Source organism: Micromonospora sp. DSM 45708, assembly GCF_039566955.1.
Taxonomy (GTDB): domain Bacteria; phylum Actinomycetota; class Actinomycetes; order Mycobacteriales; family Micromonosporaceae; genus Micromonospora.
Genome location: NZ_CP154796.1, coordinates 1,112,630 through 1,136,943 on the forward strand (window position 1 = coordinate 1,112,630; position 24,314 = coordinate 1,136,943).

Annotated in this window: 21 protein-coding genes and 1 tRNA gene; 12 read left to right on the top strand and 10 right to left on the bottom strand. The window is 72.8% G+C overall.

The features are described from left to right. From VKK44_RS05410 to VKK44_RS05420, 3 genes are all read right to left on the bottom strand, one after another. On the bottom strand, positions 1 to 945 hold the full coding sequence (locus VKK44_RS05410) for a beta-ketoacyl-ACP synthase III (protein ID WP_343445736.1): 945 nt from the start codon (positions 943 to 945) through the stop codon (positions 1 to 3). After that, positions 946 to 2,115: an acyltransferase domain-containing protein gene (locus tag VKK44_RS05415; RefSeq protein ID WP_343445737.1), complete on the bottom strand. Its 1,170-nt coding sequence runs from the start codon at positions 2,113 to 2,115 to the stop codon at positions 946 to 948. It lies immediately after the preceding gene. Between the two features lie 78 nt (positions 2,116 to 2,193). Beyond that, positions 2,194 to 3,498, bottom strand: coding sequence for a PucR family transcriptional regulator (locus VKK44_RS05420; RefSeq protein WP_343447675.1), 1,305 nt, complete (start codon positions 3,496 to 3,498; stop codon positions 2,194 to 2,196). A gap of 140 nt (positions 3,499 to 3,638) precedes the next feature. On the opposite strand from VKK44_RS05420, the gene VKK44_RS05425 reads away from it, so the two are divergent. Next, the gene (locus VKK44_RS05425) at positions 3,639 to 3,950 is read left to right on the top strand and encodes a hypothetical protein (protein WP_343445738.1); all 312 of its coding nucleotides are present in this window, start codon (positions 3,639 to 3,641) and stop codon (positions 3,948 to 3,950) included. Positions 3,951 to 3,994: 44 nt separating this feature from the next. After that, the gene (locus VKK44_RS05430; RefSeq protein WP_343447676.1) at positions 3,995 to 4,912 is read left to right on the top strand and encodes an NADP-dependent oxidoreductase; all 918 of its coding nucleotides are present in this window, start codon (positions 3,995 to 3,997) and stop codon (positions 4,910 to 4,912) included. Between the two features lie 64 nt (positions 4,913 to 4,976). Here the strand turns inward: VKK44_RS05430 and VKK44_RS05435 are convergent, their stop codons facing one another. Further along, positions 4,977 to 5,636 carry a hypothetical protein gene (locus VKK44_RS05435; protein ID WP_343445739.1) on the bottom strand — a complete coding sequence of 220 codons (660 nt, stop codon included), beginning with the start codon at positions 5,634 to 5,636 and terminating at the stop codon, positions 4,977 to 4,979. A gap of 190 nt (positions 5,637 to 5,826) precedes the next feature. On the opposite strand from VKK44_RS05435, the gene VKK44_RS05440 reads away from it, so the two are divergent. Next, positions 5,827 to 6,429: a copper resistance CopC family protein gene (locus tag VKK44_RS05440; protein WP_343445740.1), complete on the top strand. Its 603-nt coding sequence runs from the start codon at positions 5,827 to 5,829 to the stop codon at positions 6,427 to 6,429. A 276-nt stretch (positions 6,430 to 6,705) separates the two neighbouring features. Here VKK44_RS05440 and gltX read toward each other — a convergent pair whose 3' ends face one another. From gltX to VKK44_RS05455, 3 genes are all read right to left on the bottom strand, one after another. Further along, positions 6,706 to 8,076, bottom strand: coding sequence for a glutamate--tRNA ligase (gene gltX / locus VKK44_RS05445; protein ID WP_343447677.1), 1,371 nt, complete (start codon positions 8,074 to 8,076; stop codon positions 6,706 to 6,708). 88 nt (positions 8,077 to 8,164) lie between these two features. Further along, entirely contained in the window at positions 8,165 to 9,442 is a 1,278-nt protein-coding gene (locus VKK44_RS05450; RefSeq protein ID WP_343445741.1) for an MFS transporter, read from the bottom strand. Next, positions 9,439 to 10,752 (bottom strand): GH1 family beta-glucosidase, encoded by a 1,314-nt coding sequence (locus VKK44_RS05455; protein ID WP_343447678.1) that lies wholly within the window; start codon positions 10,750 to 10,752, stop codon positions 9,439 to 9,441. Before VKK44_RS05455 ends, VKK44_RS05450 begins: the two co-directional genes overlap by 4 nt. Before the next feature lie 203 nt (positions 10,753 to 10,955). Here VKK44_RS05455 and VKK44_RS05460 point away from each other — a divergent pair, with 203 nt between their 5' ends. After that, on the top strand, positions 10,956 to 11,402 hold the full coding sequence (locus VKK44_RS05460) for an SRPBCC domain-containing protein (RefSeq protein ID WP_343445742.1): 447 nt from the start codon (positions 10,956 to 10,958) through the stop codon (positions 11,400 to 11,402). Between the two features lie 194 nt (positions 11,403 to 11,596). Here VKK44_RS05460 and aceE read toward each other — a convergent pair whose 3' ends face one another. Then, a complete protein-coding gene (aceE, locus tag VKK44_RS05465) occupies positions 11,597 to 14,341 on the bottom strand; it encodes a pyruvate dehydrogenase (acetyl-transferring), homodimeric type (RefSeq protein ID WP_343445743.1) in 2,745 nt (914 codons plus the stop codon). Positions 14,342 to 14,633: 292 nt separating this feature from the next. On the opposite strand from aceE, the gene VKK44_RS05470 reads away from it, so the two are divergent. The 6 genes from VKK44_RS05470 to VKK44_RS05495 all read left to right on the top strand — a co-directional run bounded on the left by VKK44_RS05470 (position 14,634) and on the right by VKK44_RS05495 (position 19,510). Further along, positions 14,634 to 15,038 (top strand): YjbQ family protein, encoded by a 405-nt coding sequence (locus tag VKK44_RS05470; protein ID WP_343445744.1) that lies wholly within the window; start codon positions 14,634 to 14,636, stop codon positions 15,036 to 15,038. 188 nt (positions 15,039 to 15,226) lie between these two features. Continuing rightward, the gene (locus VKK44_RS05475) at positions 15,227 to 15,709 is read left to right on the top strand and encodes a MarR family winged helix-turn-helix transcriptional regulator (protein ID WP_343445746.1); all 483 of its coding nucleotides are present in this window, start codon (positions 15,227 to 15,229) and stop codon (positions 15,707 to 15,709) included. A 52-nt stretch (positions 15,710 to 15,761) separates the two neighbouring features. Next, positions 15,762 to 18,332: a thiamine pyrophosphate-dependent enzyme gene (locus VKK44_RS05480; RefSeq protein WP_343445747.1), complete on the top strand. Its 2,571-nt coding sequence runs from the start codon at positions 15,762 to 15,764 to the stop codon at positions 18,330 to 18,332. A 110-nt stretch (positions 18,333 to 18,442) separates the two neighbouring features. Beyond that, positions 18,443 to 18,880, top strand: a complete 438-nt coding sequence (locus VKK44_RS05485; protein ID WP_343445749.1) for a DUF3052 domain-containing protein — start codon at positions 18,443 to 18,445, stop codon at positions 18,878 to 18,880. 8 nt (positions 18,881 to 18,888) lie between these two features. After that, the gene (locus VKK44_RS05490) at positions 18,889 to 19,356 is read left to right on the top strand and encodes a peroxiredoxin (RefSeq protein ID WP_343445750.1); all 468 of its coding nucleotides are present in this window, start codon (positions 18,889 to 18,891) and stop codon (positions 19,354 to 19,356) included. 79 nt (positions 19,357 to 19,435) lie between these two features. Further along, positions 19,436 to 19,510 (top strand) — tRNA-Val (locus VKK44_RS05495). On the opposite strand, the gene VKK44_RS05500 is transcribed toward VKK44_RS05495, so the two are convergent. Continuing rightward, positions 19,467 to 19,898, bottom strand: a complete 432-nt coding sequence (locus VKK44_RS05500; RefSeq protein WP_343447679.1) for an NUDIX domain-containing protein — start codon at positions 19,896 to 19,898, stop codon at positions 19,467 to 19,469. The genes VKK44_RS05495 and VKK44_RS05500 overlap by 44 nt on opposite strands. Positions 19,899 to 20,108: 210 nt before the next feature. Beyond that, the gene (locus VKK44_RS05505) at positions 20,109 to 21,956 is read right to left on the bottom strand and encodes a glycoside hydrolase family 15 protein (RefSeq protein ID WP_343447680.1); all 1,848 of its coding nucleotides are present in this window, start codon (positions 21,954 to 21,956) and stop codon (positions 20,109 to 20,111) included. 112 nt (positions 21,957 to 22,068) lie between these two features. Here VKK44_RS05505 and VKK44_RS05510 point away from each other — a divergent pair, with 112 nt between their 5' ends. After that, entirely contained in the window at positions 22,069 to 22,653 is a 585-nt protein-coding gene (locus VKK44_RS05510) for a helix-turn-helix domain-containing protein (protein ID WP_343445751.1), read from the top strand. A gap of 163 nt (positions 22,654 to 22,816) precedes the next feature. Then, entirely contained in the window at positions 22,817 to 24,307 is a 1,491-nt protein-coding gene (locus tag VKK44_RS05515) for an NCS2 family permease (protein WP_343445752.1), read from the top strand. Positions 24,308 to 24,314 lie beyond the last annotated feature (7 nt).

Sequence of the window (24,314 nt, forward strand, 5' to 3'; positions counted from 1 at the left end):
TCAGGGGCAGCGCACGACCTGACCGGCGTAGGTCAGGCCGCCGCCGAAGCCGAACAGCAGCACCGGGGCGCCCGCGGGCACCTCGCGCCGCTCGACCAGCTTCGACAGGGCCAGCGGGATGCTCGCCGCCGAGGTGTTGCCGGACTCGACGATGTCCTTGGCGATGATCGCGTCCGGGATGTTCAGCCGCTTGGCGATGCCGTCGATGATCCGGCCGTTGGCCTGGTGCGGCACGAACGCGGCCAGTTCCGACGGGTCCACCCCGGCGCGCTCGCAGGCCTGGAGCGCCAGCGGGGCCAGCGCGGTGGTGGCCCAGCGGAACACCGACTGCCCCTCCTGGGCGATGTACGGACGCCAGCCCTCGATCCGGACCGCGTCGCTCTTCTCCGGCGCGGAGCCCCACACCACCGGCCCGATCCCGACCGGCTCGTCGTCCGCGGTCGCGGTGACCACCGCCGCGCCGGCGCCGTCGCCGAAGATGATGCAGGTCGACCGGTCGGTCCAGTCGGTGAAGTCGGAGAGCTTCTCCGCGCCGATGACGATCGCGTTGCGCGCCGCGCCGGCCCGGACGGCGTGGTCCACCGTGCCCAGCGCGTACGCGAAGCCGGAGCAGGCGGTGTTGAGGTCGTACGCCGCCGGCGCGTTGATGCCCAGCTTGGCCGCGACCCGACAGGCCACGTTCGGGCTGCGGTCCACCGACGTGCAGGTCGCCACCACGACGAGGTCGATGTCGGCGGCGGTGAGGCCGGAGTTGGCCAGCGCCTTGCCGGCGGCGGCGGTGGCCATGTCGGCCACGGTCTCCTCGCCGGCGATCCGCCGGGTGGCGATGCCGACCCGGTCCCGGATCCACTCGTCGTTGGTGTCGACGAACTGGGCGAGTTCGTCGTTGGTGACCACGCGGGAGGGCTGGTAGTGCCCCATCGCGGCGATCCGGCTGCCGGCCATTTAGTGCGATCCTCCGATGCGGACGAGGGGCTGGCCCGGGGCGACCGGGTCGTCGTGGTGCGCGAGCCACTCGGTGAGCAGCCCGCTGTCGTGCGCGGTCACCTCGACCTGCCCCTGCCGGGCGGCGACGTGGCCGACGACCTGGCCGGCGCGCACGCCGGTGCCCTCGGTCAGCTCAGCCACCGGCGTGAAGACGCCGGCGGCGGGGGAGACCACCACCCGGAAGCCGGCCGCCGGCGGGCGGGCGGCGGCGCCGCCGTGCCGGGCGATCAGGCTCCGCGCGGCGGGCAGGTCGTCGGGCGTGTTCAGCGTGACGATCTCCGGCGCCCGGTCACCCTTGAGTTCCCGCTTGACCAGACCGGCCAGGGTGCCGGCCGGCGGCAGCTCGACCACGCCGGTGACGCCGAGGTCGGCCAGGGTGCGCATGCACAGGTCCCAGCGGACCGGGGCGGTCACCTGCCGGACCAGCCGCTGCACCGCCTCCCGGCCGTACCCGACCGGCGCGCCGTCGAGGTTGGACAGCAGGATGCGGGCCGGGTCGGCCACGGTGACGCCGGCGGCCACGCCGGCCAGCGCGATCTCGGCCGGGATCATGTAGGGGGTGTGGAACGCGCCGGCCACCTTGAGCCGGATGACCCGCGCCCGGGTCGGCGGCTCGACGGCGAGCTTCTCCAGCCCGGCGATCGCACCGGCGGCGACGATCTGGCCGGCGCCGTTGCGGTTGGCGGGGTGCAGCCCGTGCGTCTCCAGCGCGGCGAGCACCTCGTCCGGGTCACCGCCGAGCACGGCGGCCATCCCGGTCGGCTCCAGCGCGCAGGCGGCGGCCATCTCCCGCCCGCGTACGCCGGCGAGCGTCACGGCCGCCTCGGCGGGCAGCACCCCGGCCAGGGCGGCGGCGCCCAGCTCGCCGACGCTGTGGCCGGCGACCAGCCGGACGTCGTGCATCGGCAGGTGCTCGGCCGCGAGCAGCGCGGCGGCGACCAGCAACGGCTGGGTGCGGGCGGTGTCCTTGATCTCGTCCGCGTCCGCCTCGGTGCCGAGGTGGATCAGGTCGACCCCGGCCAGCGCCGACCACCAGCGCAGGCGCGCCTCGGCACCGGCGAGGTCGAGCCAGGGGTTCAGGAAACCGGGCTTCTGTGAACCCTGTCCGGGGGAGAGTACGGCGAGCACGTGTACGACTCTGACGGATACTCGCGGGTCGCGCTGTAACGCACGGCACCAAACCGCACTAGAAGCTTTAGAGGAAACCTACAAAGATCGGCGTCGGTCGTCGCCGCTCTGGGTGGCTTTCCGACCCCCTGGGCTCGCTGTCTGGTTCGGGACCGGTGCGACGGCCGGTACCACCGGGTCGAGCCGGCCGACGGTCACCGCGACCTGGAGCGCGAAGGCGTCCCGCGGGGCGAGCGGGGAGAAGCCGGTCACCTCGGCGATCCGCTTCAGCCGGTAACGCACGGTGTTCGGGTGCACGAACAGGGCCCGGGCCGCGCTCTCCAGCGTGCCGCCGGCGGCGAAGAACGCGTCAAGCGTCTCCAGCAGCTCGCCGCCGCCGGCGCGGGCCAGCGCCGCGTACACGTCGTGGCGCAGCCGGCGGCGGGCCTCGGCGTCGCCGGCCAGCGCCCGCTCCGGCAGCAGCTCCCCGGCGGCGACCGGGCACGGCGCGGTCGGCCAGGCCGGCGCCGCCCGGAAACCGGCGAGCGCGGCCCGCGCGGACTCGGTCGCCTCGTCGAGGCTGGGCACCGCCGGGCCGACCACCACCGGCCCGTCGCCGAACGCGGTACGCAGCTGCCCGGTGGCCGCCAGCGGGTCGGCCGCCCCGCCCAGCACGATCACCAAGCGGTCGCCGTGCACGCCGCCGATCACCTCGACGCCGATGCGTCGGGCCTGCCGGTAGACGGTGTGCAGGACGGCCGACACCTCACCGCCGGGGGAACGGCCCACCGCCACCGCCACCGGCGGCGCGTCCGACCAGCCCAGCGCCGCGGCCCGGCTGGCCAGCACGTCCGGCGAGTCGCCGCGCAGCAGCGCGTCCACCAGCAACGCCTGCAACCGGGCGTCCCAGGAGCCACGGGTCTCGGCGGCCCGGGCGTACACCCGGGCGGCGGCGAACGCGATCTCCCGGGAGAAGCGCAGCACCGCCTCCCGCAGCGACTGCTCCTCGCCCGGCACCGCCAGGTCGGACACCTGCTCCTCGACGACCTCGATGGTCACCTTGATCAGCGCCACGGTCTGCTGGAGGCTGATCGAGCGGGCGAGCGCCTGCGGCGCGGCGGCGAAGACCTCGTCCGACACCTCCTGGGTGCGGTCGGTCGCGCCGCCACCCTGGCGCAGCCACTGCACCAGCGACCGCACGCCGGCCTGGGCCACCAGCATCACCCAGGAACGCTGGTCGGCCGGCAGCTCCCGGAACCACAGCAGGCTCTCGTCCATCCGGGCCACGCTGGCGGTGGCCAGGCTGCCCGCGGCCCGCTCGATGCGGCGCAGCGTGGCCGACGTCTCGGTACCGCCCGGTTCGCTCACCGCACCAGCCTGACATGGCCTGACCAGCGGATCCACTTCGAGTTGGCGACGGCGCCGTCGACGGGCGATCTCCACCGGTACGCGCTGACGATCTCGTCGGGCCGGGCCAGTACGGTGTCAGGGCGCGTCGGGGCGTTCCGTCCGACGGGCGAGGGCGAAGGGTGAGGGGGACCGGGATGGCGCACGGGGAGGCCGAGCACGGCTGCGCTCAGCACGAGCACTGCCGGCCGGGCCACGACCAGCCGCGCCGCTCGGGTGTGGCCCACTCGGGCGAGCCGGCCGCCGGGTGGTCGCCGGAGCGCGCCGACGACGAGCCGGCGGCGCCGCGTCAGCGGGTCGTCGAGCCGGCCTATCCCGCGGCCGAGCCGGCGCCGGCCCAGGGCTGCCGCAGCGACCAGGCCGGCTGGGCGGGCGGCCACCGGCACGGCGCGGTGCGTCCGGGCAACCGCACGAGCCGCCGGGAACGGCCGCCGCGCCGCTGGTGCTGACCACGCGGGGCCCGTCCGGCGGTTAGCGTGGGTGGGTGAGGGCGATGGCGATCGACGAGTACGGCCCGGCCGACCGGCTCACCGCACGTGAGCTGCCCACACCGCCGGTCGGGCCGGACACGGTCCTGGTGCGGGTGCGGGCCGCGGGGGTCAACCCGGTCGACGGGAAAATCCGGGCGGGGCACCTGGCCGGCGCGTTCCCGACCCACTTTCCGCTGGTGCCGGGGTGGGACGCCGCCGGGGTGGTGGAGGCGGTCGGTCCGGCGGTGTCCGGTTTCGGCGTCGGCGACGAGGTGATCGGCTACGTCCGTCGTGACGACGTGCAGCACGGCACGTACGCGGAGCTGGTCCCGGCGCCGGAGCGGTGCCTGGCCGACAAGCCGGTGCGGGCGTCCTGGCCGGAGGCGGCCGGGCTGCCGCTGGCCGGGCTCACCGCCTACCAGGCACTGCAACTGGCCCGCACCGGCGCCGGTGACACCGTGCTGGTGCACGGCGCGGCCGGCGGGGTGGGACACCTCGCGGTGCAGGTGGCGCGCGCGCTCGGCGCCGACCGGGTGGTCGGCACGGCGAGCGAGGCGAACCACGACTTCGTCCGGTCGCTGGGCGCGGAGCCGGTGAGCTACGGCGACGGCCTGCCGGACCGGGTCCGCGCGGTCGCGCCGGACGGCGTCGACGTGGTGCTGGACCTGTTCGGGGGCGACGCGCTCGACGCCTCCGCCGAGCTGATCGGCCGGCCGGGACGGCTGGTCTCCACCGCCGACCCCGAGCACGTGACCCGCCTCGGCGGCGCGTACGTCTTCGTCAAGCCGTCGACGGTCGACCTGGGCGTGCTCGCCGGGCTGGTCGACGCCGGCCGGCTCACCGTGCACGTGGCCCGGACGTTCCCGCTCACCGACGCCGCCGAGGCGCAGCGGCTGGTGGAGGCGGGGCACGTCCGGGGCAAGGTGGTGTTGACGCTCTGAGCATGGGTGACCGCACCGAGCCAAGCGAGGGCCGGAGCGCATGCCCAGCCGACACAGCCGGGGCTCAGCGGGTGCGGCGGCGCACCAAAAGCGCGATGCCGGCCAGTCCGACGGTGATGACCAGCACCACGCCGATGTTGAGCAGCAGCAGCCGCTGCAACTCGCCGAGCGCGGTGTCGAGGCCCTCCGCCGGGTCTAGCGCGTCCTCCGGCAGGACCCGCTCGCCGCCGCCGATGCCGCCGGAGAGCGTGTCGAACCGGGGTGCCAGCGGCACGCCGACAGCGCGCAGCGTCTCGGACATGTTGAGGCGCCCGAAGAACCAGCCGGCCCGGGGGTGGCTCAGGTCGGGCTGCTTGGCCGGCCGGTAGACCCGGGGACCGCCCTTGGCCAACGGGAAGAGGTCGTAGGTGTTCTTCGGGCTGCCGGCGGCGAGCACCACCACCGTGTACTTCGGACCGAGGTCCTTGGCCGCCGGGCCGCGCAGCTGACCGGTCGTCCCCAGCCACTCGACCTGGTCGACGATCATGGTGACCTCGGCCGGGCGGGTGTCGGCCCGCAACTGCAACGGCTGGTCGAGCTGGTCGCCGGTGATGTCCACCCCGGCCGGGGCGAGTTTCGGCTTCGGCGCGGCCTGGGCCACCGTCGTGCCGGTGAGGGCCAGCGCGCAGGCCAGCACCGCCGCCCCGGCCACGACGGCCAGCAGCCGCCTCACCTTCCGGACCATCGCCGCCTCCTCGCCCCGTTCGATGGCTGGCTTCCGCTACCGGTCACACTGGACCCGCCCACCACAAAGACTCCGCAGAACGTCGCGTGGTTGCAGTAGATGGAAGAGTATTTGGAACTATCTGCGAGCTGAGACCGACCAATGAGCGGTCGAAGATCAGCGGCCGGATCTTACCCGGACGGAGGGGCTCATGGGGGGCAGGACTGCCCGTACGACACGTACCTGGCTGGCGGTGCTCGGGCTGGCGGCGGGGGTGTCGCTGCTGCTGCCGGCAGCGCCGGCCGCCGCGCACAACTCGTTGACCGGCAGCGACCCGGCCAACGGGGCCCGGGTGGCCACCGCCCCGAAGCGGATCGAGCTGCGCTTCCTGGCCACGCCGAAGGAGGCCACCACGAAGGTCACCGTCACCGGGCCGGACAACGTGGCCGCCGCGGGCGGACCGCCGACGTTCTCCGGCAAGCGGGTGAGCGTGCCGTTCGAGCCCGCCGCGGCCGGGCTCTACATCGTGGCCTATCAGCTCGCGTCCGACGACGGGCATCCGATCAAGGGGGAGATCCGGTTCACGCTGACCACCGGCACCCCGGCGGAGACACCGTCGACGCCCACCAGCACCGCACCGACCACCGCGACGCCGCCCACCAGCGCCGCGCCGTCGCCGGCGAGCCCGACCCCCGCAGCCGCCGCCGCGGACGACGACGGGGGTACGGGTTGGCTGTGGGCGGCCGGCGCGGTCGTGGTGCTGGCCGCGTTGGGCGGCGGCCTGCTGCTGCGTCGCCGCGCCGCCCGCGGCTGACCGGGCCGGGCACGCTGATCGGCCGGGAACGCTGATCGGCCGGGCACACTGATCGGCCGGCACGCTGGTCGGCCGGGCACTCGGCGGCATGCCGGTCCACCCGGAGGCGTCTGCTCGCCGGTCACGGTGCGTGACGCGGCGGGACAGACCTCTACCGCATCTCGTTATGCCTCCTGGTCATAAATATGACCAGGAGGCATAACGCGCGAAAGGGCATCCGTTTCCGGCGCGCGATACGCCGAGGCGTCACCCGCACCTCCGCGGCGGCACCGTGGCTCAGACCAGGCGTACCCGGGCGGCGCGTAGCCGGGTCAGCGTCCGGTCGCGACCGAGCACCTCCAGGGACTCGAACAGCGGCAGCCCGACGGTGCGGCCGGTGACCGCCACCCGGACCGGCGCCTGCGCCTTGCCCAGCTTCAGCCCGCGCTCCGCGCCGACCGCCTCCAGCGTGGCCTTCAGCGCCTCGGCGTCCCAGGTTTCCAGCGTGTCGAACGCGGCGATCGCGGCGTCCAGCAGCTCGGCGGCGCCCTCCTTCATCGCCTTCGCCCAGGCCGCCTCGTCGATCAGCGGGTCGGCGAGGAAGAGGAAGTCGACGTTCGGCACGATCTCGCTGAGCACCGCGATGCGGGTCTGTGCCAGCGGGGCCACCGCGGCGAACGCGGCCGGGTCGAACTCGGCCGGCTGCCACGGCGGCGGGGCGATCGTGTCGGTGCCGGTGAGCCACGGCTGGCACGCGGCGACGAACTCCTCGACCGGCAGGGCCCGGATGTACTCCCCGTTGAAGGCACGCAGCTTCTTCTCGTCGAAGAAGGCCGGGGAGGGGTTGACCTCGTCGAGCCGGAACTCGTCCTCGATCACCGACCAGGGCACGATCTCCCGGTCACCCGACGGCGCCCAGCCGAGCAGCATCAGGTAGTTGCGCATCGCGTCGGCGAGGTAGCCCTCGTCCCGGTACGCCTCCAGGGCGACCTTGTCCCGCCGCTTGGACAGCTTCTGCCGCTTCTCGTTGACCACCACGGGCACGTGCGCCCAGACCGGCGGCTTGACCCCGAGCGCGTCCCACAGCAGCTGCTGCTTCGGGGTGTTCGGCAGGTGCTCCTCGGCCCGGATCACGTGGGTGATCCCCATGGTCATGTCGTCGACCACGTTGGCCAGCAGGAAGACCGGTGAGCCGTCGCCGCGGGCGATGACGAAGTCCTCGATCAGCTTGTTCTCGAACGTCGGCTCGCCGCGGATCAGGTCGACCACCACGGTCTCGCCCTCGTCCGGGGTGCGGAAGCGCAGCGCCCGGCCCTCTCCCGCGGACAGGCCGCGATCCCGGCAGAAGCCGTCGTAGCCGCGGTGCTGCGGGCCGGTACGCGCCTGCACGTCCTCGCGGGTGCAGTCGCAGTAGTACGCCCGGCCCCCCTCGTGCAGCCGCTGCGCGGCGGCGCGGTGCTCACCCGCGTACGAGGACTGGAAGTAGGGGCCCTCGTAGCTGCCGCGGGTGATGCCGATCCAGTCGAGCGCGGAGAGGATGCCCTCGGTCCACTCGGGCCGGTTGCGGGCCGCGTCGGTGTCCTCGACGCGGAGCACGAACACCCCGCCCTGCTGCTTGGCGAAGATCCAGTTCTGCAACGCCGAGCGGGCGCCGCCGACGTGGAACATTCCGGTCGGGGAGGGGGCGAAGCGTACACGTACCGTCACGTCCCCCAGCCTACGGCGGGCCGCGACCGCTTTCCGGCAGGGGGCCCGGTCAGGGCACCGCCCTGATCTTCACGACCAGCGCGCTGCCGAGCAGCGTGACGGCCGCGGTGACCGCATAGAGCGCCGGGTAGCCGCCCAGATGGACCACGATCGGGGCGGAGAGCGCCGGCCCCAGCACCTGCGGCGCGGAGTTGGCGATGTTGATCACGCCGAGGTCCTTGGCCCGGTCGGTGGCGGCCGGCAGCACCTGGGTGATCAACGCGGCGTCCACCGCCAGGTAGACGCCGTAACCGGCGCCGAGCAGCAGCGCGGCGACGATCGCCATCGACCAGACCGGCGCCACCGCCAGCAACGTCGCCGCCACCGCCATGATCAGCCCGGACACGATCACGAAGACCTTGCGTCGCCCCGAGCGGTCGGAGAGCCGCCCGGCCACCACGGCGGTGAGCATCATGCCCACGGTGTAGAGCAGGATCAGCACCAGCAGCGAGCCCTCGGGGTCGGCCACCCGCACCCCGTCGGTGAGGAAGTACAGCAGGTAGAGCGTGCCGAGCGCGTTGCCCAACTGCACCAGGAACCGGGTGAACCAGGCCCAGGCGAAGTCGGGATGGCGACGCGGGCTGATCCACATCGAGGCGAGCAGGGCGCGCGCCCGCAGCGGCGGCCGGTGCTCCCGGGGCAGCGGGTCGTCCTGGGTGAGCAGCGCGAACGGCAGCGACAGCAGCAGCACGGCGAGCGCGATCGCGGCGTACCCGGCGGCGTTGCCGGTCACCACGGCGGTGACCAGCACCGCGCCGAGCACCAGGCCCAGCGCCTGCGGGATGCCCACCCAGCCGGAGACGCCGCCGCGCTGCGCCACCGGCACCCGGTCCGGGATCGCGGCGGTGAGGCTGGCCAGCATGGCGTTGAAACAGACCTGCGCGGCCACCCAGGCCACCGCCACCCCGGCGATGCTGTCCTGCCGGGCCAGCAGCACCAGCGCGAGCGCGCCGACCACCGCGCCGGTCGCGGTCCAGACGTGCCGGCGGCCGAAGTGCCGGTTCGCCAGCCGCAGCGAGGTGCGGTCCGACAGCGCCCCGGCGAGCGGGTTGGCGAGCACCGCGGCGAGCGCGCCGATGCCGGTGACGACCGCCAGCATGGCCTCCTTGTCACCCGGCGCGATGCGTTCCACCTGCTGCGGCAGCAGCACCTGGATCGGCGTGAAGAACGCCATCCAGACGCCCAGGTTGGCGGCGAAGATCAGCGCGATCCAGCTCCGCCGGACCGGCACGGTCGGTTCGGCGAGCGCCGCCGGCAGCGAGGCCGGCGTCGGGTTCACCGTGGTCATCGCCGGGCCAGGTCCCGGAACCAGGCGTACGACGACTTCGGGGTACGCCGCTGCGTCGGGTAGTCGACGTGCACCAGGCCGAACCGCTTGGTGAACCCCTCGGCCCACTCCCAGTTGTCCAGCAGCGACCAGACGAAGTACCCGGTCACCGGCACGCCCGCGGCGATCGCCTCGTGCACCGCGCGCACGTGTCCGTCCAGGTACGCGATCCGCTCCGGGTCGTGCACCCGGCCCTGCGCGTCCGGCGCGTCGTCGTACGCGCAGCCGCTCTCGGTGACCTGGACCGGCGGCAGCGCGTCGCCGTACCGGTCGTGGAGCTGGAGCAGCAGCTCGCGCAGCCCGTCCGGGGCCACCGGCCAGTCGAACGCGGTGCGCGGGTAGCCGTCCAGCGGCACCATCTCGAACGGCAGCGGCGAGCCCTCCTCGGGGGCCCGGATGCCGGTCGGGTTGTAGTAGTTCACGCCGAGCACGTCGATCGGGGCGGCCAGCACGTCCAGGTCGCCGTCGTGGACCACGGCCGGGTCGAGGCCGGGCGCGTCGGGGTAGCCGCGGCCGAGCAGCGGGTCGGTGAAGAGCCGGTTGTGCAGCGCGTCGTACGCCTGCGCGGCGGCCCGGTCGGCGTCGGTGTCCCCGACCTGCCGCACCGGTGAGTAGTTGTTGGCGATCGCCACCGGGCTCGCGGTGCGGGCGCGCAACGCGGCGACCGCGAGGCCGTGCCCGAGGAGCTGGTGGTGGGCCACCGGGAAGACGTCGAAGAGCAGCATCCGGCCGGGCGCGTGCGTGCCGATGCCGTGCCCGAGGCTCATGTGGATGAACGGTTCGTTGAGCGTGATCCACAGCTTCACCCGGTCGCCGAGGCGGGCCGCGGTCAGGTCGGCGTACTCGGCGAAGCGGGCGGCGGTGTCCCGGTTCAGCCAGCCGCCGGCGTCCTCCAGCGCCTGCGGCAGGTCCCAGTGGAAGAGCGTGGCGACCGGGTCGACGCCGGCGGCGAGCAGGCCGTCCACCAGCCGGTCGTAGAAGTCCAGCCCGGCCGCGTGGGCCGGGCCGGCGCCGGTGGGCTGGACGCGGGGCCAGGCGATCGAGAACCGGTACGCGGACACGCCCAGCCCGGCCAGCAGCGCGGTGTCCTCGGCGTGCCGGTGGTAGTGGTCGCACGCCTCGTCGCCGGTGCTGCCGTCGACGATCCGGCCCGGGTCGTGGGCGAACGTGTCCCAGATGGAGGGTCCCCGGCCGTCGACCGTGGTCGCGCCCTCGATCTGGTACGCGGAGGTGGACACCCCCCAGCGGAAGCCGGCGGGGAAGTCGGGCATCGGCACGGTCGTCAATTCACCCTCCCGAGACGTGAAGCTTGTTCGCGACTCTAGGGCTCGGGAGAACGCCGCGCCATAGGCCGGGACGGCGGGCGACACAAGGGCGGTTCGGCGTGTCTTAGCCGATCCCGTCCGCTTAAGTCCGATTTACACATAGAGTGCCGAATATCGCGGATGTAGTTTTAGGTGGGGGAAAGACGCTCATGATCCTCGTGGAACGCAGCGCACACGTGGCGGCGCCGGTGGAAGTGGTCTGGGACGTCGTGCAGCGCGCCGAGCAGCTGCCGGCCTGGCTGGCGGGGGTCCGTGCGGCCGAGGTCCTCTCCGGGGAGGGGTTCGGCCGGCGGCAGCTCGTCCAGGCCGGACGCGGTGCCGCGCACGAGGCCGAAGTGATCGCCTATCAGGAGCCGACGCTGATCGGCTGGCGCGAACGGGCCAAGGGCGCCGGCGCCCGGGCCGAGGCGCGTACCGAGATCTACGTCCAGCTCACCGAGGACGACGAGGCCGGCGGCACCGTGGTCCGGCTGATCGTCGTGCGGTGGCCCGCCGGGCCGGTCAAGGCCGCACTGCTGCGGCTCGGCCTGCGTCGGGTGGGCGCCGACCTGGAGGACTCGCTGGCCCGGCTGACCGACCTGGCCGCCGTCGGCTGACCGGATCGCAGTCCCGGCGTCGCCCGCAACGGTGATGGTCCGGCATCCCGGCCAGGGACGCCGGACCATCGTCGTGTCCGACCGCTGTGCGGTGCCCGCGTCGCGGTACCGCCCGACGTCTCGCACCGCCGTCGGCGGTGAGAAGGGGCCCCTTCTCTACCGGAGGCGTTGAGAAGGGGCCCCTCCTTTCACACCTAGCTGTCGCCGCCGGTCTCGCCGACCGGGGCGGCGGTGACGTCGTCCAGCGCGTACTTGCGGGCGGCGTCGGCCGGCACGTGGGCCGGGACCGCGCCCCGCAGCGCGAGCTGCCGCAGCGTGGCGACCGCGATCGACTCGGCGTCCACGTGGAAGTGGCGGCGCAGCGCGTGCCGGGTGTCCGACATGCCGAAGCCGTCGGTGCCGAGCGAGGTGTAGTCGCCCGGTACCCAGCGCGCGATCAGGTCCGGTACCGCGCGCATCCAGTCGCTGACCGCGACCTTCGGGCCGTCCGCGTCGGCCAGCTTCCGCTGGATGTACGGCACCCGCTGCTCCTCACCCGGGTTGAGCAGGTTGTGCTCCTCGCACTCCACCGCGTCGCGGCGCAGCTCGGTCCAGGACGTCACCGACCACACGTCGGCGGCCACGCCCCAGTCCTCGGCGAGCAACTGCTGCGCCTTGAGCGCCCACTGCATGCCGGTGCCGGAGGCGAGGACGTTCGCCTTCGGCGCGTCGCCGTCGACCTGCGGCGCCGGGGAGTAGCGGTAGATGCCCTTGAGGATGCCCTCGGCGTCCACGCCCTCCGGCTCGGCCGGCTGGAAGATCGGCTCGTTGTAGACGGTGAGGTAGTAGAAGACGTTCTCCTGCGCCTCGCCGTACATCCGGTGCAGGCCGTTCTCCAGGATGTGCGCCAGCTCGAAGGCGAACGCCGCGTCGTACGCGACCACCGCCGGGTTGGTGGCGGCGAGCAGCAGCGAATGGCCGTCCTCGTGCTGGAGGCCCTCGCCGTTGAGCGTGGTCCGGCCGGCGGTCGCGCCGAGCACGAAGCCCCGGGCCATCTGGTCGGCCGCCGCCCAGAACCCGTCGCCGGTGCGCTGGAAGCCGAACATCGAGTAGAAGATGTACATCGGGATCATCGGCTCGCCGTGCGTGGCGTACGACGAGCCGGCGGCGGTAAACGAGGCGACCGAGCCGGCCTCGTTGATCCCCTCGTGCAGGATCTGCCCGGTCGTCGACTCCTTGTACGACAGGAACAGCTCCCGGTCGACCGAGGTGTAGCGCTGGCCGTGCGGCGAGTAGATCTTCTGGGTCGGGAAGAGCGAGTCCATGCCGAAGGTGCGGGCCTCGTCCGGGATGATCGGCACCCAGCGCTTGCCGAACTCCTTGTCCTTCATGACGTCCTTGAGCAGGCGGACGAAGGCCATCGTGGTGGCCACCTTCTGCTTGCCCGACCCGCGCTTGACGTCGGCGAACCGCTCGCTGCCCGGGATGGCCAGCGTCTTGGGCGCGGTGGTGCGCGACGGGAGGAAGCCGCCGAGCTGGCGACGCCGCTCCCGCAGGTATTCCATCTCGTCCGACTTCTCGTCCGGCGTGTAGTACGGCGGGAGGTAGGGGTTCTCCTCCAGCTGCTTGTCCGGGATGTCGAGGTAGAGCCGGTCGCGGAACAGCTTCAGGTCGTCGAGCGTCAGCTTCTTCATCTGGTGCGTGGCGTTGCGGCCCTCGAAGTGCGAGCCCAGCGTCCAGCCCTTGATGGTCTTGGCGAGGATGACGGTCGGCTGGCCGGTGTGCTCCATCGCCGCCTTGTAGGCCGCGTAGAGCTTGCGGTAGTCGTGACCACCCCGCTTGAGGTTCCAGATCTCGTCGTCGGAGAGGTGCTCGACCATCTTGCGGGTCCGCGGGTCGCGGCCGAAGAAGTGCTCCCGGACGTACGCCCCGGACTCCGCCTTGTAGGTCTGGTAGTCACCGTCGGGCGTGGTGTTCATCAGGTTGACGAGCGCGCCGTCGGTGTCCGCGGCGAGCAGCGGGTCCCACTCGCGGCCCCAGACCACCTTGATGACGTTCCAGCCGGCGCCGCGGAAGAACGCCTCCAGCTCCTGCATGACCTTGCCGTTGCCGCGGACCGGCCCGTCCAGCCGCTGGAGGTTGCAGTTGATCACGAAGGTGAGGTTGTCCAGCTCCTCGCGCGCGGCCACGCCGATCGCGCCGAGCGACTCGACCTCGTCCATCTCACCGTCGCCGAGGAACGCCCAGACGTGCTGCTGGGAGGTGTCCTTGATGCCACGGTGCTGGAGGTAGCGGTTGAACCGCGCCTGGTAGATGGCGTTCAGCGGGCCGAGGCCCATGGAGACGGTGGGGAACTCCCAGAAGTCCGGCATCAGCCGCGGGTGCGGGTACGAGGGCAGTGAGCCGGCGCGGTGCGACAGCTCCTGCCGGAAGCCGTCGAGCTGGTCGGCGCTGAGCCGGCCCTCCAGGAAGGCCCGCGCGTACATGCCGGGGGAGGCGTGACCCTGGTAGTAGATCTGGTCGCCGCCGCCCGGGTGCTCCTTGCCGCGGAAGAAGTGGTTGAAGCCCACCTCGTAGAGCGACGCCGAGCTGGCGAACGTGGAGATGTGGCCGCCCACGCCGATCTCCGGGCGCTGCGCCCGGTGCACCAGCATGGCGGCGTTCCACCGGATGTACGCCCGCAGCCGCCGCTCGATGTGCTCGTCGCCGGGGAACCACGGTTCCCGCTCCGGCGGAATGGTGTTGATGTAGTCGGTGGTGGTCAGCGACGGCACCCCGACCTGGCGCTCGCGGGCCCGCTCCAGCAGGCGCAGCATGACGTACCGGGCGCGCTTGGTTCCGCGCTCGTCGATGACACCGTCGAGTGACTCGACCCATTCGCTGGTCTCTTCAGGGTCGATGTCCGGAAGCTGGCTCGGCAGACCAGCGGTGATCACCGGGCGCTTGCGTTCCGTAGCCACAGGCGTTCCCTCGGTTCTGTGTGGGATAGGTCTCTAGCGCCATCCTGCCCCCTCGTGGCGCTCGTCGTCACGTCTGGCTCCCCCAGACGCGACGCTGAACACAGGTACCCACCGGTAACTTTGCGCGATCAACGGCTCCGCCGTCCGCCGGGGTCGGTGCCTTCCCGCACGCGCCCGGCCCGGAAACCGGCGGCGGCGAGATGCCCGACTACGCCCCGGGGGACGGCGGCGGTGGCGGCGCAGACTGCGGTGGCGGCGGCGGGAACCGAGCGGCTGCGGCAGAATGCGCCGTATGCGCAGTGAGGTGATCAGCGTCCGGACCGGTTCCCGGCCCGCCGTCCGGGACATCACGGCCGAGGCCGAGCGGTTCGTCGCCGGGGCCGGCGACGGGCTGCTGCACGTCTTCGTCCCGCACGCCACCGCCGGGCTGGCGGTCGTCGAGACCGGCGCCGGGTCGGACGACGACCTGCTCCGGGCGCTCGACGACCTGCTGCCCACCGACGACCGGTGGCGGCACCGGCACGGCTCGCCCGGGCACGGCCGCGACCATGTGCTCCCGGCGTTCGTGCCGCCGTACGCGACACTGCCGGTGCTCGACGGGCGGCTCCAGCTCGGCACCTGGCAGTCGATCTGCCTCGTCGACCCGAACGGCGACAACCCGGACCGCCAGGTCCGCTTCTCCTTCCTCCCCGCCTGACCTCCCCTGCCCACCCCCGTCAGACGGGCCCTGATTCACGGAAAGCGTGGCTATCCGAGGCCGGATGGCCACGCTTTCCGTGAATCAGGCGCGCGGGAAGGGAGGAGGGGGAGGAGGGGAGGAGGAGGGGGCGGGGGCGTGGGTAGTGGAGGACGTCAATTGTTGATCCGTCACGTATGATTGGTGGCATGGCGGATCGTCCGGTGCCCCGCACGCCGTCCGAGGCCGACGACCGGCTCGGCCTGGCCGGCGACACCGTGCGCCGCATCCAGCACGTCGCCGCCGCGCTGCGGCACCACCAGGACGAGGAGATCGCCGCGCTGGGCCTGACCCCGGCCGCGGCCCGGGCGCTGCACGAGCTGGACCCGGACCACCCGTCGCCGGCCCGTCACCTGGCCGCGCAACTCGGGTGTGACCGCTCCAACGTGACCGGCCTGGCCGACAGGCTGGAGCAGGCCGGGCTGGTCGAGCGCCGGACCGACCCGACCGACCGGCGGCAGAAGGCGCTCGTCGTCACCGCGCGGGGCCGGCAGGTCCGGGAGCGGGTCCGGCAGGTGATGTCGGACTCACGACTGCTCGACGGGTTGAGCACGGCGGAGCTGGCCGCGCTGCGTGACCTGGTCTGGAAGGTCTCCGACGGCGGCTGCCCACAGGAGTGCGGCGAGGTCTGAGCAACGCCGGGTAGGAACGTGTCCGACTGGGCGAGGTGGGCATGAGTCGGTAATGCTGTCCGACGTGACCTCCCCGCACGATCTCGACGACCGGCTCCGAGCCGACCTGGCCGCGCTCGGCGCGCCGGACCAGCGGCGCGACCTGCGTGAACCGCTGCCCGACGGCGGGCCGCTCACCGGGGCGCAGGCGCTGGCCCTGTTCGACGCACAGCTCACCAGCCGGCTGGCCGATCTGGCCGGGCGCTGGCTGCGCGGCTTCGGTGAGGGGTACTACACGATCGGCTCGGCCGGCCACGAGGGCAACGCCGCGGTGGCCGCCGCGTTGCGGCCGACCGACCCGGCGCTGCTGCACTACCGGTCCGGCGCGTTCTACTGCCTGCGCGCCGCCCAGGCGGCCGGCGAGTTCCCACCCGACGCACCACCCGCTGTCGCCAGCGGAGAGCAGTGTGCCGATACGCCGGACACGGAGGGATCCTGGTACGACGGTGCCCCCACCGGGGTCGGTTCCGGCCAGGACTCCGCTGCCGGGGACCCCGGGAGCGGTGGGGACGGACCGGTCGGGCCGGCGGACGCCGGTGACGCCGACGCGGCGCTGCTGCCGGACGGAGCCGGGGTGACGGTGGACGCGGACGGCGACGCGACGGTCGGCGTACCCGGTCTGCCGTCGCCGTCGTTCGACGACGCGTTCGCGGGCGCGGCGCGTGACGTGCTGCGCGGCATGGTCGCCTCCGCCGAGGAGCCGATCGCCGGTGGCCGGCACAAGGTCTTCGGCCGGGCCGACCTGGCGGTCGTGCCGACCACCTCGACGATCGCCTCGCACCTGCCCCGGGCGGTCGGCCTGGCGTTGGCCCTGGAGCGGCTGCGTCGGGGCGGACGGCGCGTCGACGGCGACCCGGAGGTGGCGTCCTGGCCGCCGGACGCGGTGGTGGTCTGCTCCTTCGGCGACGCCTCGGTCAACCACGCCACGGCCACCGCCGCGTTCAACACCGCCGGCTGGTACGACCACACCGGCCTGCGGATCCCGGTGCTGTTCGTCTGCGAGGACAACGGGCTCGGCATCAGCGTGCGCTCGCCCGAGGGGTGGGTGGCCGCCACGCTCAGGTCCCGACCCGGCATCCGCTACTTCGCCGCCGACGGCACGGACGCGGTGGAGAGCTACCGGGTGGCGGCCGAGGCGACCGCCTGGGTACGCCGGCACCGCCGGCCCGCCGTGCTGCACCTGCGCACGGTCCGGCTGATGGGGCACGCCGGCGCGGACGCGGAGACCGCGTACCGGAGCCCGGCGGAGATCGCCGCGGACGTGGCGCGGGATCCGCTGCTGCTCACCGCGCGGCGGCTGGTGGCGGGCGGCTACGCGAGCGGCGAGGAGCTGCTCGCCCGGTACGACGAGCGGGGCTGGCAGTTGCGGCGGATCGCCGAGGAGGTGCTGGACGAGCCGAAGCTGGCCACCCCGGTCGAGGTGGTGGCGGAGCTGGCCCCGCGCCGGCCGGTGCGGGTGTCCCGGGCGGTCGCCGAGGCGGCGGCACACGCGGCCGGTCCGGGCGCCGGGGCCCGGGCGGAGGCGTTCGGCGGGAAGCCGCCGGAGCTGACCGGGCCGCTGACGCTGGCGCAGAGCATCAACGCGGCGCTGGCCGACGGCATGCTCGACCACCCGCAGATGGCCGTCTTTGGTGAGGACGTGGCCGCCAAGGGCGGGGTGTACGGGGTGACGAAGGGGCTGCGGGACCGGTTCGGCGTGGCCCGGGTGTTCGACACGCTGCTCGACGAGACCTCGATCCTCGGGCTCGGGCTCGGCGCCGGCCTGGCCGGCATGCTGCCGGTGCCGGAGATCCAGTACCTGGCGTACCTGCACAACGCCGAGGACCAGCTCCGCGGCGAGGCCGCCACCATGCGGTTCTTCTCCCGGGGTGCGTTCCGTAACCCGATGGTGGTGCGGGTGGCCGGCCTGGCGTACCAGGAGGGCTTCGGCGGGCACTTCCACAACGACAACTCGGTGGCGGTGCTGCGGGACGTGCCGGGGCTGGTGATCGCCGTGCCGTCCCGGCCGGACGACGCCGCCGCGATGCTGCGTACCTGCCTGGCGGCGGCCCGGGTGGACGGCGCCGTCTGCGTCTTCCTGGAGCCGATCGCGCTCTACCACGCCCGTGACCTCCACACCGAGGGCGACGGCGGGTGGCTGGCCGAGTACGCCGAGCCGGGCGCCTGGGTGGACCGGCACGTGCCGGTCGGCCGCGCCCGCGTGTACGGGGTCGGCTCTGCCGACGACCTCACCATCATCACCTTCGGTAACGGGGTGCGGATGTCGCTGCGGGCCGCGGCCACGCTGGCCGACGAGGGTGTCGGCAGCCGCGTGGTGGACCTGCGCTGGCTCGCCCCGCTGCCGGTGGCCGACATCATCCGGGAGGCGTCGGCGACCGGCCGGGTGCTGGTGGTGGACGAGACGCGGCGCTCCGGCGGGGTGGGCGAGGGGGTGGTGGCCGCGCTTGTCGACACCGGTTACGTCGGCGCGGCGCGTCGGGTGGCCGCGCTTGACTCGTTTGTACCATTAGGTCCGGCTGCTCGTCAGGTTCTGGTGTCCGAGGAAGCCATTACCCAGGGTGCCCGTACGCTGCTGGCACGGTAAATTCCGTTCCACCCGGTGCGCCACTTGCGCAGCGAGCCGCAACTGTGTGGACTGGGCCCGGTGGTGTCGCACGACGCCGCCGGCAGGATGAGACGAGGAGGCACGCGACAGTGAGCGCGACCGCTGGTCAGGCCGCCGACGGGGTACGCAGCCTGGCGGACCGGTTCGGGATCGAACCGGGCATGGTCGTCATGGAGATGGGCTACGACGACGACGTCGACTCCGATCTCCGGGACGCCCTGACCGACCGCTGTGGAGAACTGGTCGACGAGGACACCGACGAGGTGGTCGACGTGGTTCTGGTCTGGCACCGGGACGGTGACGGTGACCTCTTCGAGCTCCTCGTCGACGCCCTCGGTCCGCTGGCGGACAACGGCGTGGTGTGGCTCCTGACGCCCAAGGCCGGCCGGGACGGCCACGTCGAGCCGAGCGAGGTCGCGGAGAGCGCCCAGACCGCCGGCCTCCAGCAGACCTCCACCATCAACGCGGGCCGCGACTGGAGCGGCGCACGCCTCGTGCTGCGGCGCGGGTCCAAGAGCAAGAAGTAGGAGCAAACATGCCCGTCAAGGTTGGCGCCGAGGCGCCGGACTTCCTGCTCAAGGACCAGAACAACCAGGAGGTCCGACTCTCCGACCTCCGCGGTCGCAAGACCGTGCTGCTGGTCTTCTACCCGCTCGCCTTCACCGGCATCTGCCAGGGTGAGCTGTGCGAGGTCAGGGACAACCTCAACGAGTACGTGAACGACGACGTCCAGGTGCTGACCGTCAGCGTCGACTCGGTCTACGCCCACAAGATCTGGGCCGACCGGGAGGGCTACCAGTTCCCGCTGCTGGCCGACTTCTGGCCGCACGGCGCGGTGGCCCAGGCGTACGGCGTCTTCAACGACGTCGCCGGCATCGCCAACCGGGGCACGTTCGTCATCGACAAGGCCGGCGTGGTCCGCTTCGCCGAGATGAACATGCCCGGCGAGGCGCGCGACCAGCAGGGTTGGCGCAAGGCGCTGGCCGAGGCCGTCGCCGCCTGATCCACCCCCGAGCACGTCGTTCGACCGGGCCGGAGGCGGCAGGTAAGCTTGCCGCTCCGGCCCGCCGTACGGGCGTTCCGGGCGCGTAGCTCAGTGGGAGAGCACCCGCCTTACAAGCGGGGGGTCGCAGGTTCGAAACCTGCCGCGCCCACCACCTTCCGGACCAGCCCCACCACGCCGCCGTGCACCAGGGGAAGGCCGCCCAGTTCGCCTACCGCAACCCAGGCGATGTCGTCATGCTCGTCGGGCGCACGGTTGGTCGGCGCGCCGACCCAGGCTCCGACGTGCCAGACGGCCACGTGAACGGCGTCCTCGCCGCTGCCGAGGTGCAGGTCGCCCAGGCGTGACGAGGACTCCGCCACGATGTGGACACCGATCTCCTCGTGCAGCTCCCGCGCGAGCGCCTGTCGCTCCGACTCACCCGCCTCGACATGCCCGCCGGGGAGATCCCAGAGATCCGGGTAGGCCCGGCGGGTCGGACTGCGGTGCACCAGCAGGACCGCGCCGTTCTCCACGAGCGCCCCGATGACGACGACATGCATGACCGGGATTGGAACACGGGGGTGGGACAACGTGGTGCCCACGTCGGGCTCGACCGACGTTGGCGCGCGGGAGCGGGGAAAGCATTACCTGAGCACGATATGACTCCTCGTCATATTTATGACTCACAGGTATGAGACCGACAGGCAGATGCTCCTTGCCGGACATGACGCGGAGTAACCGCATGCCATCCTCGTCAGGGCGTGAGCCTCCTACCGGCGGCGGCGGGCGTCGGCCTCGGCGTCGAGCAGGTCGTTCAGCGCCAGCGCCGAGTTGATCAGGGAGAGGTGGCTGAACGCCTGCGGGTAGTTGCCGATCTGCTCACCGGTCGCGGCGATCTCCTCGGCGTAGAGGCCGAGGTGGTTGCTGAACGTGAACATCTTCTCGAACGTGAGCCGGGCGTCGTCCAGCCGGCCGGTGCGGGCCAGCGCCTCGACGTACCAGAACGTGCACATGTTGAACGTGCCCTCGTGGCCGGGGAGGCCGTCGGGGGAGTGCACCGGGTCGTACCGGTGGACCAGGCTGTCGGAGACCAGGTCCCGCTCGATCGACGCCAGGGTGGACCTCCACAGCGGGTCGCTCGCCGTGATGAAGCCGACCGCCGGCATGGCCAGCAGCGCGGCGTCCAGCACGTTCTCGTCGTACGCCTGCACGAAGCTGCCGCGTTCCCGGTGGTACCCGCGGGCCATGACCTGGTTGTAGATCCGGTTGCGCTGCTCCGTCCAGCAGGACATGTCCCCGGGGCGGCCGGTGCGGGTGGCCAGCCGGATGGCCCGGTCCAGCGCCACCCACGACATCACCCGCCCGAACGTGTAGTTGCGGGGGTGGTGGCGGCTCTCCCAGATGCCGGCGTCGCGCTGGTCCCAGTTGTGGCAGAGCCAGTCGACGAGCCGGACGGTGCTCTTCCACACCTGGTGCGAGACCCGGATGCCCTGCTCGTCGGCGAGGTGCATGGCGTAGAGCGCCTCGCCGTGGATGTCGAGCTGGAGTTGGTCCGCGGCGCCGTTGCCGATCCGCACCGGGGAGGAACCGCGGTAGCCCTCCAGGTGGTCGAGGATCTCCTCGTGCAGGTCGGAGGAGCCGTCCACCCGGTACATGATCTTCAGTGGGTCCTGGTGGTCGCCGGCCTCGCGGATCCGCTCGTCCAGCCAGTCCATGTAGCGGCTGACCTCCTCGGTGAACCCGAGGCCGAGCAGCGCGTGCACGGAGAACGACGTGTCGCGTACCCAGGTGTAGCGGTAGTCCCAGTTGCGGGTGCCGCCGACCAGCTCGGGCAGCGCGGCGGTGGGCGCGGCGATCATCGCGCCGGTCGGCGCGTACGTCATCAGCTTCAGCGTGATGGCGGAGCGTTCGACCATCTCGCGCCAGCGGCCGGTGTAGCGGGACCGCTCGACCCAGCGCCGCCAGTAGTCGCGGGTCCACTCGAACATGCCCTGGACCTCTTCCGGCGGGATGATCCGGGGCTCGGTTCCCTCCGTCTCCAGGACCACCCCGCCGGTGTCGCCCTCGTGCAGCGTGCCGTGGGCGATCAGGTCGCCGTCCTCCAGCCGGACGTCGCCGCTCTGGGCGAGGAGCTGCCGCACCGGGTCGACCGGGTTGAAGGTGAGCGTCGCCGACCGGCTGCGGAAGACGTACCCGTTCTGGTGCCGTTCGAGTTCGTGCCGCTCGCGCGCGTAGTCGAACCGGGGGCGGCACTCCACCCGGAAACGCATGCTGCCCCGGACCATGTTGACCATGCGGACCAGGCGGTGCGAGTCGGTGGCCCGTTCGCCGGTGACCGGCATGAAGTCCATCACCTCGGCGACGCCGTCCGCACTGATGAACCGCGTGATCAGGATCGGGGTGCCGGGCAGGTAGAGCTGCTTGGTGACGTACCGGACGTCGTGCGGGGCGATCTGGAAGTAGCCGCCCTTCTGCCGGTCCAGCAGCGCGGCGAAGATGCTCGGCGAGTCGAAGCGCGGCGCGCAGAACCAGTCGATCGTCCCGTCGCAGGTCACCAGCGCGGCGGTCTGCAGGTCGCCGATGAGCCCGTGATCCTCGATCGCCGGATAGCTCTCCACGTCGCCCCCCGGTGTCGACTGCCTCCTGCGCATCCAACCTAGGGGAAGAATTGTCGGGTTAGGTGGGATTCGTCATCTGCAAGCGAGGTTGCCACCGTGGCAAGCTGGCGGGATGGACGACGACCTGGGCCGCGCCCTCGACGCGGTCGGCCCCCGCCTGCGCGCGTTGCGCCGCGAGCGGGAGACCACGCTCGCCGACCTCTCCGCCGCCACCGGCATCTCGGTGAGCACGCTGTCCCGGCTGGAGTCCGGCGGCCGGCGGCCCACGCTGGAGCTGCTGCTCCCGCTGGCCCGGGCGCACGGCGTCGCCCTGGACGAGCTGGTCGGCGCGCCGCCCACCGGCGACCCCCGCGTGCACCTGCGGCCGGTGTCCGCGCACGGGATGACCATGCTGCCGCTCACCCGGCGGCCCGGCGGCATCCAGGCGTACAAGCTCGTCATCCCGGCCGGCGGCCGGTCCGAGCCCGAACCGAAGACCCACGAGGGGTACGAGTGGGTCTACGTGCTCAACGGGCGGCTGCGCCTGGTGCTCGGCGAGCACGACCTGGTGCTCGAACCCGGCGAGGCGGCCGAGTTCGACACCCGGGTGCCGCACTGGTTCGGGCGAGCCGACGCCGGGGGCGTGGAGTTCCTCAGTCTCTTCGGCAGCCAGGGCGAGCGGGCCCACCTGCGCGCCCGCCCCCGCAGCGGGGAGTGATCCCGCCCACGCGCCCCGCTCCGCGCCGGCTCACCAGGGGTTACCCGCCGGTTAGGGTGGCTCCGCCGTCCCGACGTTCTCCGGGCCAACCGCACCGGGACGGTCGCACCCACGCCCGTCCGGCGCGACCGGCGGGCCAACCCGGAACGGAGTACGCCACGCCATGAGCGTGACCACGCAGGATCCCGCTGCCCCGGTGGAGCCGGCGGAACCCACCCCACCCGGCCGCCTCGACCGGTACTTCGAGATCACCCGTCGCGGCTCGACGGTGCGCCGCGAGGTGCTCGCCGGGCTCGCCACGTTCGCCACGATGGCGTACATCGTGGTGCTGAACCCGCTGATCATCGGCACCGCCCCGGACGCCGACGGCAACCTGCTCGGCATCGCGCCGGTCGCCGGCGTGACCGCGCTGGTCGCCGCCGTCATGACGATCATGATGGGCGTCGTCGGCCGGGTGCCGTTCGCGGTCGCCACCGGCCTCGGGCTGAACGCGTTCGTCGCGTACGCGGTGGCCTCGCAGATGACCTGGGCCGAGGCCATGGGCCTGGTGGTCGTCGAGGGGCTGATCATCACCGTGCTGGTGCTGACCGGGTTCCGCAGGGCCGTCTTCCGGGCCATCCCGGCCGAGCTGAAGGCCGCCATCGCCGCCGGCATCGGCCTGTTCATCGCCATGATCGGATTCGTCGACGGCGGACTGGTCCGGCGGGTGCCGGACGCGGCCGGCACCACGGTCCCGGTGCAGCTCGGCGGCGACGGCACACTGCGCGGCTGGACCACCGTGGTGTTCGTGATCGGCCTGCTGGTCACCGGCGTCCTGGTGGCCCGCAAGGTCAAGGCCGGCGTGCTGATCGGCATCGTGGTCACCACGGTGGTCGCGGTCGTCGTGAACGCGCTCGCCAAGCCGGGGCCGGCGTTCGTCGACGGCAAGCCGAACCCGCAGGGGTGGCGGCTCAACGTGCCCACGCTGCCGGACCCGCTGATCCAGAAGCCCGACCTGCACCTGGTCGGCAACGTGTCGTTCGGCGCGTTCGCCCACGTGGGCGTGATGACCGCGCTGCTGCTGGTGTTCACGCTGGTGCTGGCCGACTTCTTCGACGTCATGGGCACCACGGTCGGGCTGGCCAGGCAGGCGGACCTGGCCACCTCCGACGGCACCGACATGCCCCGTCTCGGCAAGGTGCTCTTCGTCGACGGCGTCGCCGCGGTCGCCGGCGGCGCGGGCAGCGCGTCGTCCGCCACCACGTACGTAGAGTCCTCCGCGGGCATCGCGGACGGCGGGCGGACCGGCCTGACCAGCGTGGTCACCGGCGTGCTCTTCCTCGGCGCGCTGCTGCTCACCCCGCTGGTGTCACTGGTGCCCAGCGAGGCCGCCGGCCCGGCGCTGGTGGTGGTCGGCGCGCTGATGATCCGTCAGGTCAAGGACATCGACTTCACCGACCTCGGGGTCGCCGTGCCGGCGTTCCTGACCATGACGCTGATGCCGTTCACCTACTCGATCACCAACGGCATCGGCGCCGGCTTCGTGAGCTGGGTGGCGATCCGGGTGGCACAGGGCCGGGCCCGGCAGATCCACCCCCTGCTCTGGGCGGTCGCGGTGGCCTTCGTGGTCTACTTCGGCATCAACCTGGTCAAGGCCGTCACCGGCGTCAGCTGAGCCCGCG